Below are 12,932 nucleotides of genomic sequence, written 5' to 3'. Positions count from 1 at the left end.
TTTTTTCTCCATCCCTTGTTGCATTTTTTACAATCCCAACAGGCGTTTTTTCATCTCTAAATTTTCTCAATATATTTATAGCCTCAATAATCTGCCAATTTCTCTTTTTTGATTTTGGATTATAGATTACAGTAACAAAATCCCCTTCTCCACATAAATAGATCCTTTTTTCAATAACATCCCATGGAGTCATTAAATCACTTAAACTAATACACGCAAAATCATGCATTAGAGGTGCACCTAAAGATGCTGCACATGCAACAAAGGCAGGGATACCTGGTATTATCTCCACTTTAATCTGATTAATTAATCCTTTTTTGTCTAAGATTTCTAAAATAAGACCAGAAAGTCCATAAATACCAGCATCTCCACTACATACAACAGATGTATCTTTTCCATCTAATACATACTCAATAGCTGCCTCACACCTTTTTATCTCACCCATCATACCAGTTGAATATACTTCTTTTCCAGTCGTTAAATGTTCAATTAATTCTATATATTTTTTATAACCAACAATTACATCAGAATTTATAATTGTATCCTTTGCATAAAAACTTATGTGTTCATCTCCTCCAGGACCAATTCCTATAATGTTTAATTTACCATAGTTCATATCAATATATCTCCTATTTTGAATATGTTAAATCCTTTATAGCTACAGCAATTGTAACATTTTTTGATTTTCTTTTCTCAACTACTAATCTTCCTTTTGAAGCTATAATTGCACAAGCTTCACTGACACTAGGCACCCCCATATGTCTTTTAACATTCTCAGATGGATTTGGAACTTTTATTTTATCTAACTTGAAGTGATCAATAAAAATGAGCTCTTTTTTTAGAAATTTTGTAAACTCTATTATACCTTGTTCATTGCTTTTTCTATCTGTAGTCACTATGGCACAAACTGAATCAGCGGCTAAATTTTCTTCGGAAAATACGCAGTTAAATAGATCCAAAATCTCTGAAAAATGAGTCCCCTTATTACAACCTATGCCAACGTATAATACCTTTGGATATAAAATTATTTTATTGTTATCTACTTTATTCTCTTTATAATCACATATAATTCCTATATCGCTCTTTTTTATATTATTTAAATCACTTTTAATTACAAGGGAATAATCTGAAGGAAAAAAAGATTGTATATTTAAGTAATTCAAAGGATCATATACAAAAATTGGTTTATGATTTAATATAGCTGAATTTATAATTTTAATCTTTTTTATATCATCAATTGTTAAATTCAAAATCCTTGCTATTTCATCAATTGCTGGCAAATTAAAAGAATCTGTAGCAGTAGTTATAACGGGAATAGCAGTAATTTTTTTTGCAACATATCTAGCAAGGGAATTTGCACCGCCTAAGTGGCCAGACAAAAGACTTATTACATACTTGCCTGCTGGATCTATAACAACTATAGCAGGGTCTATATCTTTGGAACATATAAAAGGACATATAGTTCTTACTACTATACCTGTTGCACAAATAAAAATATGTGATTTGTATTTAAAAAAATTTTCTTTTACAATACTTTTTATATTATTAAACTCATGGCTGTTTATATTCTTTGTAACCCCCTTTTTTACAAATAGTTCTGCACTGTCTATATATTCTAAAATCTTTTGTGCTACTCTAAGACCAAATTTATTTAAAACATAAATTGCTATTTTATTTTCTGTAACCATGGGAAAACTCGGGATCGTATAGCTTTGAAAAATATATCTGGTCTTTGTAGGGTAATATTAAAAACACTGCCTGTCTTGTTATATTATATTTTTTAACATTGTCCACCAAATTTTCTAAATCAGTTATAATTATATTTTCATCTTCCCATCCAATGCGATATCCAATTACAACAGTAGTATTTTTTTCATATCCCGCATTAAGACACTTTTTCTGAAGTTCATCTACCTTTGATGCGGATAGATAAATGGCCATAGGACATAGAGTTGCTGCAAGATTTTCAAAGCTTTCTCTTTCTGGCACCTTGGTCTTTCCTTCTAATCTGGTAATTATTAGTGTCTGAGCCATTTCTGGAATTGTAAAACAAACCCTAGCCTTTGCTGCAGTTGCAAATGCAGCAGAAATTCCTGGAATTATTTCATAAGCAATATTGTCTTTTTCTAAAAGGTATACCTGCTCATGGATAGCACCATATATGGAAGGATCTCCTGTATGCACCCTTGCAACAACAAGGCCTTTTTTTATGGAATCCCTTATGATTGAATGTATTTCATCTAAGTTTAAGGGAGCAGAGTTTATTATTTTACATTCTTTTTTGGCAAATTTCCTAACTAAATCTTCAGGCACCAATGAGCCAGCAAAAATTATCACATCTGCCTTTTGAAGTATTTCTGCTGCCTTAATTGTCAAAAGATCTGGATCACCAGGTCCAGCCCCAATAAAATATACCTTTGCTTCCATCTAATCCACCTCTCTTTTAAAAATAGTTATAATCATTACAGGATTTATAGGCACAAAATAAAAACTCTCAGATAGTTCTTTTGCCCTATTTACATTCATCTGAATTACCTCAAAGTGAATTTTCTTTTCCTTACAAAATCTTATACACTTATAAAAGCTATTTAAAAGAACAGTATTTACCACTATTATTCCACCTGATTTTAATCTTTCATATGATAAATTAAGTAACTGGGGATTATTTATAAGGCCACCACCAATGAAGATTCTATCAGGACGAGGCAGAGACTCTAATATATCTTCTGCATTATTTTCTATTACTTCTAGTGCATAGACTCCAAACCTCTTTCTATTTAATCTGATTATTTCAGCACGTCTTGGATCTTTTTCTATAGCATACACTCTGCCTTTTTTTGCTAGTGTAAGTGCTTCAATAGAAACAGTTCCAGATCCAGCTCCAATGTCTAAAATAATACTGTCTTCTCTAATCTGCATGTTAGACAATGAAATCACCCTTACCTCTTTTTTAGTAAGTTGTTTTTTATCTGTAAAAAATAGACTATCATCCATCCCAAGATAAGGAGTTATTTCTGGATCCTTTTCTCTTTCTAAGATCAAAAAGTTCAAAGGAGAATAATTAAAGTTTAATACACCCTTTATACTTAAACTCAAAACCCTTTCTGAACTAAGACATAGGTCTTCAAAGATATGAAATTTAAAATTCAATATATCTCTATCTAAGAATATTTTTGCTATTTTTGCAGGTGTATGTGATTTATCAGTAAATACACCCACATATTTATTCCAGGAAATAGCACTAAACAAATCATAATAATTGTCTCTACCATGCAAGGAAACAACATAGATGTCTTTAAGAGATAATCCAAGCCTTGCTCCTGCCCTTTGAACAACCGATACATTGGGATAAATTTCAACAATATCTCTTCCAAGTTCTCTTATGAGTCTTTCACCAATTCCAAAAAAAAGGGGATCACCATCAGCCAACACAACTACATCTTTGTCTTTCAAAGTCTTAATGTTAGCTATTAATTTATCTATAGGCGGGACTATTTTTAATTTTTCACACTTAACATAATCAAAGGGGCTTAATTGTCTAGCTCCTCCAATTAATATATCTGCATTTTCAATTATTTTTACGTATGATGGAGGGATATCTAAAAAATTTTGTCCAAGTCCAATAATTTTTATCATATTTTTCTTTATTTTTCTTTTGTCCTTCCCCACAAAGGGTCTTCACCAAACCTATAAAACCACCATTCATCGTCTTTTAGAAATCTTTCAATATCTTGTTTTTTAAATGAAATTTCATAAGTGTAACAATAATCCATGAGTAAGTTATATGCATCAATTATTTTTTTTGTCATTTTTTCTAAATATTCTACATCACCATCTCCAGTATCTGGATGATATTTTTTTAAGAGATTTAGATAATTTTCTCTAATTTCCTTTATAGATGTTTTTTCTCCAATATTTAACAACTCTCTGGCCTTTTTTATTTTTAAAAAAGTATCCATAAGTGCTATCCTTGATAGGACATGATAAAATCTTCAGTATAATCAAACACGTGGTAAATTATTTTCAATCTGTAACTAGAAAAATTCTTTGCCACTAAAACAGCCTTATTACATAAAAATTCTATAAATTTCATTTTTTTTTCTTTTTCTGTATCTACTATTTCCATGACATGTCTGCCAGTATTGGCTTTTTTTATCTCGAGACATATTTCCTTTGAATAGCCGATTTCTTTTGCCCATTTTGAAAGTAGATCAAAATCTATTTTTGTTTCCCTTGCATGGGTGTATTCATACCCTTGTGCCATTTTAATTAATTTTCCAGGAAAAACACCAAAACTAATGGTCTTAAATCCCTTTTTGCTTGCACATTTAAGAGAAAATTTAAAAAAATCTGCAATTTGTATAAATGCCTCTTTTGGAAGAAAGTTTAAAATATTCATTAAAAGCCGCTCGCTCCTGCCACCAGTTGTAAGGGCTATGTGATCCAGTCCCATTGTTTTTGCAACATCCATTGCCAAAAAAATAGTTTCTTTATAGGCCTCGGCAGAATAAGGGATAACAGTACCCCTTGTCCCTAAAATAGAAACTCCTCCAATGATCCCAAGCCTTGGATTCAAAGTCTTTTTGGCGATTTTTTCCCCTTCTAACACCTCAATTATTACACATACCTTTGCCTTAATTTTGAACCTATTTAATATCTCTAACACCCCATTTTTAATTTGTTCTCTGGGAACAGGATTTATGGCAGCATGACCAATCTTAACAGGTAAACCTGGCTTTGTTACAATTCCAACCCCTTTTCCACCGAAAATCTCAACAATGGATTCATTATCTTGTTGTTGTATTGATACCTTTGCGCAAATAAGGGCTCCATGGGTGACATCAGGATCATCTCCTGCATCCTTTTTTACCAATACCCTGGCAAAATTTCCATCTTTAGTAATCTTAACAATGGGAATTCTTAATCTTTTTCCAGATGGAGTTGGAATGTCCACTTCTCTTTTTTCCTCACCTAAAATTGCCATAACTGCCGCCATTGCAGCAGCAGTAGCACATGATCCTGTTGTATAACCTATTCTTAGACCTGTTTTTTTTCCCATTTTTTATTTACTAAAACATTCACCATAGACATTAGAAAAATTTAAAATATCCATATATTCCCATTCTCTGTATGCCATACCAAGAATTTTCTGTTTTGTAAGTAGATTTAAAATATCTTCTTCTAAACGAAGAGATGCAAAAATTAACACTAGTTCTTTGTCTTTGTGTTCAGGAAAGAGCTTTAAAAAATTTTCCTTCTTTTTATTCTTAAAATCAAAAACATATTCAGGACGTGGTGTACTTTTTACTTCAAATAAAAACACCCTATCTTTACATACACATATAGCGTCAAATTCATCTTTTAATCCATTTTTCTTTCTCTTTATCCTAATAGCTATCTCTTCTGGATCACAATTAAAATATTTTCTAACAACAGGACCAATAGCAGGAGCAACTATATCCTCAACAATAGTTCCCATTTTATTTGCCAGTTCTCCCCACTGTTTATTCATTCTCTTCCTGTCTTCATTTACTTCAATCTTAAACTCTCTCATCTCGTCTTTAAAGTCCTTCATCTCGTTTTTAAACTCTAGCATCTCGTCCTTGAATTCTTTCATTTCATCCTTGAAGTCCTTCATTTCATCCTTAAATTCTTTCATTTCATCTTTGAAGTCCTTCATCTCGTTTTTAAACTCTAGCATCTCGTCCTTGAATGCCTTCATCTCATCTTGAAATACAACTACTCCATCCTTAAACTCCTTCATCTCATCCTTAAAGGCCTTCATCTCATCTTTGAAATCTTTCATCTCATTCTTAAATTCCAGCATCTCGTCCTTGAAGTCCTTCATCTCATCACTCAATCGACCTATCTTCATATCAGTTATTCTTGATTGATATACAAGCTGCATAAGAGCATCTTCAAGCATACCAACTTTTTGTTTGAGAGCCAGTTCTTCCATCTCCACACCCCCTATAAAATATACTTAACCTCTTAATAATTCTCTATTTTTCATCGTAGTCTAGATATTTATTAGAGATTAAGCTCAGATCTCTAAAGTCCTCTTAATTGTTCCATTCCTTTTTTTATTATACAAAAATTCAACTTAACACAAATCCAAAAGTGCATTTATTGTGGCAGCAACAATTGGTGATCCCCCTTTTCTGCCTTTGAGTACAATATATGGAGCGATTGAACGAGAAATTAATTCTTCCTTTGACTTAGCAGCACCCACAAAGCCAACCACCATTCCAAGGATAAGGGCTGGTTTCACCTCTCCTTTTCCCATTAAATCAATCAAATGAAATATAGCAGTTGGGGCATTACCAATTCCAAAAATAATATCCTTTCCAACTTTTGCAGCCTTTTCAATAGCAACCATAGACCTTGTGCAATTTCTAATCCTTGCCTCTTTGGCAACATCTTCATCTGATACAAAACATTCAACCTCTACATTAAATCTTTTAAGCCTGGCCTTGCTAATTCCTGCTTTTGCCATATTTGTATCTGTGACAATTATACATCCATTTTTTATTGCCTTTTTTCCCATTTCTATTGCATCAGGATGAAAAACTATGTTGTCTAACACATCAAAATCTGCGGTGGTATGGATGATCCTCCTTACAATCTGCCACTTTTCATTGGAAAATGGAATACTACCCTTAATCTTTTTTGTCTCTTCTTCTATTATTTCAAAAGACCTTTTTTCAATTTCTTCAGGACGAATTATATTTAACATAGTTAACTCCTATAATTAAGCAAAAAATAAAAAATATCCCATCGCAGCTTATTTACCTTTTTTTGAAATTATCAATGTCCAATATAAGGCCTTTTTATTTAATAGCTCTTCAATGTTATGTATAATTTCCTGGTCAGCAAATCCACATCTTTTAACAGCTACGCTAGATTTTAACCTCCCTGTCTCTTTTAAGGCAGCGTATATATCTTTAATATTTTTATAGGCCTTTAAAAAAATAATATTGTCAGATATAGTTGAGAGTCTTCTTAAATGATCACCACCTTTAACCCCTGATACTACAGTTAGCACTTCCTCACCCTCAGCAAGTACTGTCTTAGTCACTGCTGCAGACGCCTGATAAGATGTAATACCAGGAATTATTATTATTTCAACATCTGGAGCAATCTCTTTAAAACATCTCAACAAATATCCAAATGTGGAATATGTTAAAGGATCTCCTACTGTCAAAAAAGCTACATCCTTACCATTATATACATCTTCTTTGACCCTTTCAGCATGTGAGCGCCAGTATTTCTCTGCTTCTTCTTTGTCTAAGACCATAGGAAAAGGCAAAAAAATACATTTAGTTTTTTTGGGAATGTATCTGGATGCAATATCAAAAGCCATTGAATGATCATTCTTGCTTGAAGATGCAGAATATACTATATCAACCTGTTTTAAAATTTTTACAGCCTTCACTGTTATCAGCTCTGGGTCTCCTGGGCCTACACCTATACCGTATAATTTCCCTCTTTTCTCCATAATGACCTCTCCATCAAAACTAAGCTTATTTTTGATAATATTTTTTAAGTATATTTTGAATACGTTGTTTAACTCTATTATCATAATAAGTTGGATATAAAATATGGCCTATCTCATATATCCCCATTAAGAGCCTAATAGTAGGTCTAGATGTAACTTCCTCAGCTACAAGATGTATCTCATTATTCTTCACTGCCTTGATTATATTAAAACCAGGTTCTTTTTTTATATCCTTTATTCTTATCCTATTCATTCGACCTCGTTGTGCCAAAAACACATCTATCTCACTAGCATGAGACAATATTTTTTCTTTACCATAATCTGCTATATTTGAATTTCTTACTTCATATGCGTCCTGGGCTATATTTATTCCCCCAGCAGATTTCAAAACAAACATTGGTATGGAATCTGGAGCAAATGTCTTAAATTTCCTATGTATAGACTCAAAAAAAACCATTTTTTTGTGTTTTATTTTTTTATTGATTGAATGAAAAAATTCTATAGTATCTTTAAAGTCTGCAATTATTTGTTGTGCATTTTCTCTCTTTCCAATAATTAAACCTAATGCCATCCAATAGCTATATAGAGAAGATATATTATTGGGCTGTATTGAAATAACAGCTATATTTTCTTTTTTAAATTTTTTTATTAAATTGGGATATCCAAATTCTATCATTGGTCTGATTAATACTAAATCCGGTTTAACTACTAAAAATCTCTCCACCCCAAAATGATAAGAAAATTTTGGTTTCTTTAAGATATATGGAGGATATGTATCACTTATAGATATACCAACTATATATTTATAACCATGTAATGCACAAAGATTTTCAGTATGTGCTGGATATAGAGAAATTATTCTATTATATGGATTAGTTATTTTTATATGCCTTCCTCCATCATCAGTTAACATATCATTTTTTATTTTAAATCCATAGACCAATGTTGAACTAACTACAAATAAAAATAAATTGATTATTAAAAATTTTGTTACATTATTTTTTCTTCTCATACTAATACCTCCCATTTGTAAATATTACTTGATAACAATTTAATTTTTTTTCAAAACGAAGCATAACCTCTACTTCAAATATCTTTTTTAAGATATCTTCATTTATAATATCACCTGTAGGACCACCTATTATAATCTCACCATTTTTTAAAAATATTAATTCATCACAAAAAAATAAAGCCTCATTTATGTTGTGAAATACGCATATTACAGTCCTATTTTTATTAATCACCCTCTTCTTAAAACTATTTAATATTCTTAAACTGTGCTTTACATCCAGATTAGATGTTGGTTCGTCTAATAGAAAAATTGGTGTATCCTGGGCTAATGCCCGTGCTATCATAACCCTTTGCCTTTCACCTCCACTTAATTCAGTTATCAATCTATTTCTAAATTTAAATATATCTACTTCCCTTTCCACGTGCTCTACAATTTCAAAATCTTTTTGAGTTGGGAAAGAAAATCTCTTAATATATGGATATCTACCCATGGTCACAATTTCATCAACACTAAATGGGAAATTAAAAGTAAAATTTTGCGGCACATATGATATTTTCTTTCCAATTTCTGTTTTTTTTATTTCTTTTATATGTTTTTTAAATAAAAACACATTGCCTTTGTCTGGAGTTTTAAAACCAAGCAATATATCGAGTAATGTGGATTTTCCACTCCCATTTGGACCTAAAATTCCATAAAACTTACCTGGATAAAACTTAAAAGAAATGTCCTTTAAAACAAGTAGATCTTGGTACGAAAACGAAACATGATCTATTTTTAGGATTTCACTAACCACTTTTAAAAACCTACCTGTTTTTTCCTAAATATATAACAGAAAAAGGGTCCACCTATTAGGGCAGTAAGCACTCCTATTGGAACTTCTGTAGGTAGAACGGCCCTGGTTAGTGTATCAGCCATAGTGAGCATTATTGCCCCGCATATTAGGGAGATAGGCAAAAGTTTTAAATGATTTGGACCTACCACTGATCGCATCATATGGGGAACAAGCAAGCCTACAAATCCAATAATTCCAGAAAATGATACGCAGACACCAGTTAAAAGAGAACCAAATACAAGCAATAATATACGCACCCTATTTGGATCCACACCCATTGATAGAGCTGTTTTTCCCCCAAGGCTAAGCAAATTAAGCTCTCTAAAATAAAATATAAATACACCAAAGGATATAATAAGACACCCTACAATTAATAATGCGCTTGTCCAGGTAGATGATGCAAAACTCCCTAAAAGCCAAAACACAATAACTGAAACCCTCTCCTGCGCCAGGTATTTACAAAAGCTAATACCAGCAGAGAGAATCGCTGATACAATAACACCTGATAAGATCAAATTGTTTGATGAAATTCCACCACTGGAAGTAGAAGAGAGATATACAACTACAAGAAGGGTTATAAGCCCAAAGACAAATGCGAAAAAAGGTACACTATAGATTCCCAAGAAGTTGAACCCAAAAAGCAAGGCAACTGATGCTCCAAAGGCAGCACCTGCAGAAATTCCCAGGGTATATGGATCTGCTAAGGGATTTAAAAGGATGCCCTGAAACACAACCCCACAAACAGAGAGGGATGCGCCAACTAAAGCAGCACAAATTATACGGGGCAGTCTAACGTCCCAGACAACAGAGGAATGTATATTGGAAATATTATCGTATGTTATACCAGTTAACTTAGATAAAATAATCTTTATAATTTCAAAAAAAGGGATCTTTACAAATCCCAGACCAAGAGATATAATTACTGTGAGAATAAGAAAAATAAATGCAAAAATAAGCTGAAAATAAAATTTTTTCATAAAAAAATCCCAGTTTGTCTTTTTTTTTGACAAACCAGGATGTCCCATTTTCATCCAGGTCCAAAAAATTTCTTGCCGTTTAACAACAAGATCCGTTCCCATTCAGGCAGGTCTTCTGACTCAAGGGATCATCCTAGTCACTGCGCCTTCCCACCAAACACCTAAAAAAGTTCTAGGTTTTAAGTTCTATGTTCAAGGTTCTAAGGTTAAAACCCAGGTGCTTTGGCAGTGGCCTTTGCAGCTTTCGTCCCCCTATCACAGCGATGGGTTCGTTCCCGATTTTCACGGGATTCCCTTTTAAGCCCAAATAGGCACCTGAATGGTTATAAAATAATTTAAAAAAGAGCATGAGCACTAAAATTTGAACAAGGTATTAATGGATAAAATGAAAATCTTCAAGCAAAACTTAAAAGTTCCCAAGTTATATATTTTTCATCTAGGGATGGTTGTTTTCCTAACAAATTTGTTGATATCTGAGAAATATTTCGCCTCCTACAATAAATTAGTTGTCAAAAATAAAAACTTTTCTTAAAAAGAATCCCAAGATTTTAATAAAGGGGATAAAGAGATGAAGACCTATTTGGAATGCATCCCATGTTTTGTTCGTCATTGTCTTGACGTAGGAAAAATAACTGGAGCAGACGAAAAACTTCAAGAGCAATTATTGAGAGAAGCGCTTCTAAGTTTAAGCAAAATAGATATGTCAAAACCACCACCATATACTGCAAAACACATCCATTCATTAATCAGAAAAATAACCAATAATCCAGACCCATACAAAGAGATAAAAATCAGGCATAATAAATTGGCAATAAAAATATATCCAAAACTAAAATCAATGGTAAAGGACTCTCCAGATCCCATAAATACTGCCATGAGGCTTGCCATGGCAGGAAACATTATAGACCTTGGAGTAAAAAATAATATTACAGAACAAGAAGTAGAAAAATCCATAGCCAACGGATTATCACAACCAGTTATTGGAGATTTTCAATTATTTAAAAAAGAAATAAAAAATTCAAAAAATATCCTTTATTTAGCAGATAATGCCGGTGAAATAGTATTTGATAAAATATTTATTGAAGAAATTGGCCCAGAAAAAATAACGCTAGTAGTTAGAGGTGGCCCTATTATAAATGATGCAACTATCCATGATGCTGAATTTTGCAATTTACCTAAAATTGTCAATGTTATAGACAATGGATCAGATGCACCAGGAACTATTTTAGAAGACTGCAAAGAAGAATTCTTAAATAAATTCTGGAATTCGGATTTAGTTATTGCAAAGGGTCAGGGCAATTTTGAAAGCTTAAGCAATGTAGAACACAATATCTTTTTCTTATTTAAGGCAAAATGTAATGTTATTGCAAATCATGCCAATGTTCAGGTGGGTTCTTGTGTATTGACACGACCAATTAAAGAGGATAAAAATGATTAAAAAAATAAGGGAGTTCAGAGGGAAAAAGGAGGAATTCTATGCCAACTTATGAATATGAATGCACAAACTGTGGATATAAATTTGAGATAAAACAATCAATGTCAGATAATCCAATAAATGAGTGCCCCCAATGCGGAGGCACAGTCAAACGCTTAATCAGCGGCGGGATGGGATTTATTTTAAAGGGAACGAGCTCTTCTACTTCCCATAAAAGAGAGGGGAAAGAATGTAGATTCGAAACTACGGGGAAGACCTGTTGTGGTAGAAGTGAGCCCTGTGGAAAGTGCCACTGAAAAAAACTATTCAAAAAATCAAAACTCCTTGGACCACCCAACATTTGCAAATTCAAATCTCTCTTTAAACCTCATATAGCAGTGGGAAGCGGCAACAGGACCTGTGCAATGTGAAACTGCAACAAGCTCAACTGAAAAACGCTCAAGCTCATCTAAAATATTGTTTAATTCCTCTCCTGGTGGGAAAAATCCAAGGTGGGTACCGCCAATTACTCCATAAAATTTTTTATGCCCTGTTTTTTTTGATAAATATCTAAGAATATTTACAACTCCACTGTGTGCACATCCAAGTAATACAACAGGGCCTTTGTCTGTTTCAATGAGTAAGCTTATATCGTCGTTAAATGGATCTTCAATATATTCTCCATGATCTGTTCTTACAACAAGACGTGTGTCTTTTATGGCAAATTTCTCTTCCTTTGGTACCTCACCTGAATAATAAATTCCCTTTGAAATCTCTGTAAATTCTTTTAGATACACAAATTCAGCTTTAAGAGAATCTTCTAATATTTCTTTCTTAAATTTAATCCCAATATACACATAGTCACATCCTTTTGGAGTATTAAGTTTTGCGTATTTTGCACCAAAACAATCAGGGTGAAGATATACCTTTGCTCCCCTTGGGGGATATAAAGCATCTACAAGTCCACTTGTGTGGTCGTAATGCCCATGAGAAATCACTATCTTGTTAATCTCTTTAAAATCAACACCTAAGATAGATGCGTTGTGTTTTAAAGTAAAACCCTGACCAGTATCAAACAAAATTTTTTCACCGTCCTTTTCAATTAAAGCAGAAAAACCATGCTCACCAATGAGCCCAAACATAGCGCCTGCTGTGTTTTCACATAATATTGTAATTTTTGTGGACATAGTTTACACCTC

Annotated in this window: 15 protein-coding genes and 1 riboswitch; of the genes, 2 read left to right on the top strand and 13 right to left on the bottom strand. The window is 32.7% G+C overall.

Annotated features, from left to right (window positions below):
- The 12 genes from cobJ to ACY2V1_RS09710 all read right to left on the bottom strand — a co-directional run.
- Window positions 1-616, bottom strand: a 616-nt coding sequence (gene cobJ, locus ACY2V1_RS09765) for a precorrin-3B C(17)-methyltransferase (RefSeq protein ID WP_461834610.1), incomplete at its 3' end; no start/stop codon positions are given.
- A 13-nt stretch (window positions 617-629) separates the two neighbouring features.
- A complete protein-coding gene (locus ACY2V1_RS09760; RefSeq protein WP_461834609.1) occupies window positions 630-1,688 on the bottom strand; it encodes a cobalt-precorrin 5A hydrolase in 1,059 nt (352 codons plus the stop codon).
- Complete coding sequence (gene cobM, locus ACY2V1_RS09755) at window positions 1,672-2,427, bottom strand: precorrin-4 C(11)-methyltransferase (RefSeq protein ID WP_461834608.1); 756 nt, start codon at window positions 2,425-2,427, stop codon at window positions 1,672-1,674. Before cobM ends, ACY2V1_RS09760 begins: the two co-directional genes overlap by 17 nt.
- A complete protein-coding gene (cbiE, locus tag ACY2V1_RS09750) occupies window positions 2,428-3,669 on the bottom strand; it encodes a precorrin-6y C5,15-methyltransferase (decarboxylating) subunit CbiE (RefSeq protein ID WP_461834607.1) in 1,242 nt (413 codons plus the stop codon).
- Window positions 3,645-3,959 carry a J domain-containing protein gene (locus ACY2V1_RS09745; protein WP_461834606.1) on the bottom strand — a complete coding sequence of 105 codons (315 nt, stop codon included), beginning with the start codon at window positions 3,957-3,959 and terminating at the stop codon, window positions 3,645-3,647. The genes cbiE and ACY2V1_RS09745 overlap by 25 nt, the downstream gene beginning before the upstream one ends.
- A gap of 5 nt (window positions 3,960-3,964) precedes the next feature.
- Window positions 3,965-5,059 (bottom strand): cobalt-precorrin-5B (C(1))-methyltransferase, encoded by a 1,095-nt coding sequence (locus ACY2V1_RS09740; protein WP_461834605.1) that lies wholly within the window; start codon window positions 5,057-5,059, stop codon window positions 3,965-3,967.
- A gap of 3 nt (window positions 5,060-5,062) precedes the next feature.
- Window positions 5,063-5,959, bottom strand: coding sequence for a hypothetical protein (locus ACY2V1_RS09735; protein WP_461834604.1), 897 nt, complete (start codon window positions 5,957-5,959; stop codon window positions 5,063-5,065).
- A gap of 144 nt (window positions 5,960-6,103) precedes the next feature.
- Window positions 6,104-6,736, bottom strand: coding sequence for a precorrin-8X methylmutase (locus tag ACY2V1_RS09730; RefSeq protein WP_461834603.1), 633 nt, complete (start codon window positions 6,734-6,736; stop codon window positions 6,104-6,106).
- A gap of 48 nt (window positions 6,737-6,784) precedes the next feature.
- Window positions 6,785-7,498 (bottom strand): precorrin-2 C(20)-methyltransferase, encoded by a 714-nt coding sequence (cobI, locus tag ACY2V1_RS09725; protein WP_461834602.1) that lies wholly within the window; start codon window positions 7,496-7,498, stop codon window positions 6,785-6,787.
- A gap of 25 nt (window positions 7,499-7,523) precedes the next feature.
- Complete coding sequence (locus ACY2V1_RS09720) at window positions 7,524-8,510, bottom strand: ABC transporter substrate-binding protein (protein WP_461834601.1); 987 nt, start codon at window positions 8,508-8,510, stop codon at window positions 7,524-7,526.
- 1 nt (window position 8,511) lies between these two features.
- The gene (locus ACY2V1_RS09715; protein ID WP_461834600.1) at window positions 8,512-9,303 is read right to left on the bottom strand and encodes an ABC transporter ATP-binding protein; all 792 of its coding nucleotides are present in this window, start codon (window positions 9,301-9,303) and stop codon (window positions 8,512-8,514) included.
- Between the two features lie 2 nt (window positions 9,304-9,305).
- Window positions 9,306-10,319: a FecCD family ABC transporter permease gene (locus ACY2V1_RS09710; protein WP_461834599.1), complete on the bottom strand. Its 1,014-nt coding sequence runs from the start codon at window positions 10,317-10,319 to the stop codon at window positions 9,306-9,308.
- 88 nt (window positions 10,320-10,407) lie between these two features.
- Window positions 10,408-10,653, bottom strand: a riboswitch (cobalamin riboswitch).
- A 234-nt stretch (window positions 10,654-10,887) separates the two neighbouring features.
- Here ACY2V1_RS09710 and ACY2V1_RS09705 point away from each other — a divergent pair.
- Window positions 10,888-11,757, top strand: coding sequence for a damage-control phosphatase ARMT1 family protein (locus tag ACY2V1_RS09705; protein WP_461834598.1), 870 nt, complete (start codon window positions 10,888-10,890; stop codon window positions 11,755-11,757).
- A gap of 38 nt (window positions 11,758-11,795) precedes the next feature.
- Window positions 11,796-12,050: an FmdB family zinc ribbon protein gene (locus ACY2V1_RS09700; protein WP_461834597.1), complete on the top strand. Its 255-nt coding sequence runs from the start codon at window positions 11,796-11,798 to the stop codon at window positions 12,048-12,050.
- Window positions 12,051-12,068: 18 nt separating this feature from the next.
- On the opposite strand, the gene ACY2V1_RS09695 is transcribed toward ACY2V1_RS09700, so the two are convergent.
- On the bottom strand, window positions 12,069-12,920 hold the full coding sequence (locus ACY2V1_RS09695; RefSeq protein ID WP_461834596.1) for an MBL fold metallo-hydrolase: 852 nt from the start codon (window positions 12,918-12,920) through the stop codon (window positions 12,069-12,071).
- Window positions 12,921-12,932 lie beyond the last annotated feature (12 nt).

This window comes from Desulfothermus sp. (assembly GCF_053993635.1).
This window is presented reverse-complemented; position numbering and strand designations above follow the sequence as displayed.

Excerpts from the sequence above, each read along its gene's own strand:
- ACY2V1_RS09745 (WP_461834606.1), bottom strand. The coding sequence starts at position 3,959 with ATGGATACTTTTTTAAAAATAAAAAAGGCCAGAGAGTTGTTAAATATT.
- ACY2V1_RS09760 (WP_461834609.1), bottom strand. The coding sequence starts at position 1,688 with ATGGTTACAGAAAATAAAATAGCAATTTATGTTTTAAATAAATTTGGT.
- ACY2V1_RS09730 (WP_461834603.1), bottom strand. The coding sequence starts at position 6,736 with ATGTTAAATATAATTCGTCCTGAAGAAATTGAAAAAAGGTCTTTTGAA.
- ACY2V1_RS09710 (WP_461834599.1), bottom strand. The coding sequence starts at position 10,319 with ATGAAAAAATTTTATTTTCAGCTTATTTTTGCATTTATTTTTCTTATT.
- ACY2V1_RS09735 (WP_461834604.1), bottom strand. The coding sequence starts at position 5,959 with ATGGAAGAACTGGCTCTCAAACAAAAAGTTGGTATGCTTGAAGATGCT.
- ACY2V1_RS09700 (WP_461834597.1), top strand. The coding sequence starts at position 11,796 with ATGCCAACTTATGAATATGAATGCACAAACTGTGGATATAAATTTGAG.
- cobI (WP_461834602.1), bottom strand. The coding sequence starts at position 7,498 with ATGGAGAAAAGAGGGAAATTATACGGTATAGGTGTAGGCCCAGGAGAC.
- ACY2V1_RS09695 (WP_461834596.1), bottom strand. The coding sequence starts at position 12,920 with ATGTCCACAAAAATTACAATATTATGTGAAAACACAGCAGGCGCTATG.
- ACY2V1_RS09720 (WP_461834601.1), bottom strand. The coding sequence starts at position 8,510 with ATGAGAAGAAAAAATAATGTAACAAAATTTTTAATAATCAATTTATTT.
- ACY2V1_RS09740 (WP_461834605.1), bottom strand. The coding sequence starts at position 5,059 with ATGGGAAAAAAAACAGGTCTAAGAATAGGTTATACAACAGGATCATGT.
- ACY2V1_RS09705 (WP_461834598.1), top strand. The coding sequence starts at position 10,888 with ATGAAGACCTATTTGGAATGCATCCCATGTTTTGTTCGTCATTGTCTT.
- cobM (WP_461834608.1), bottom strand. The coding sequence starts at position 2,427 with ATGGAAGCAAAGGTATATTTTATTGGGGCTGGACCTGGTGATCCAGAT.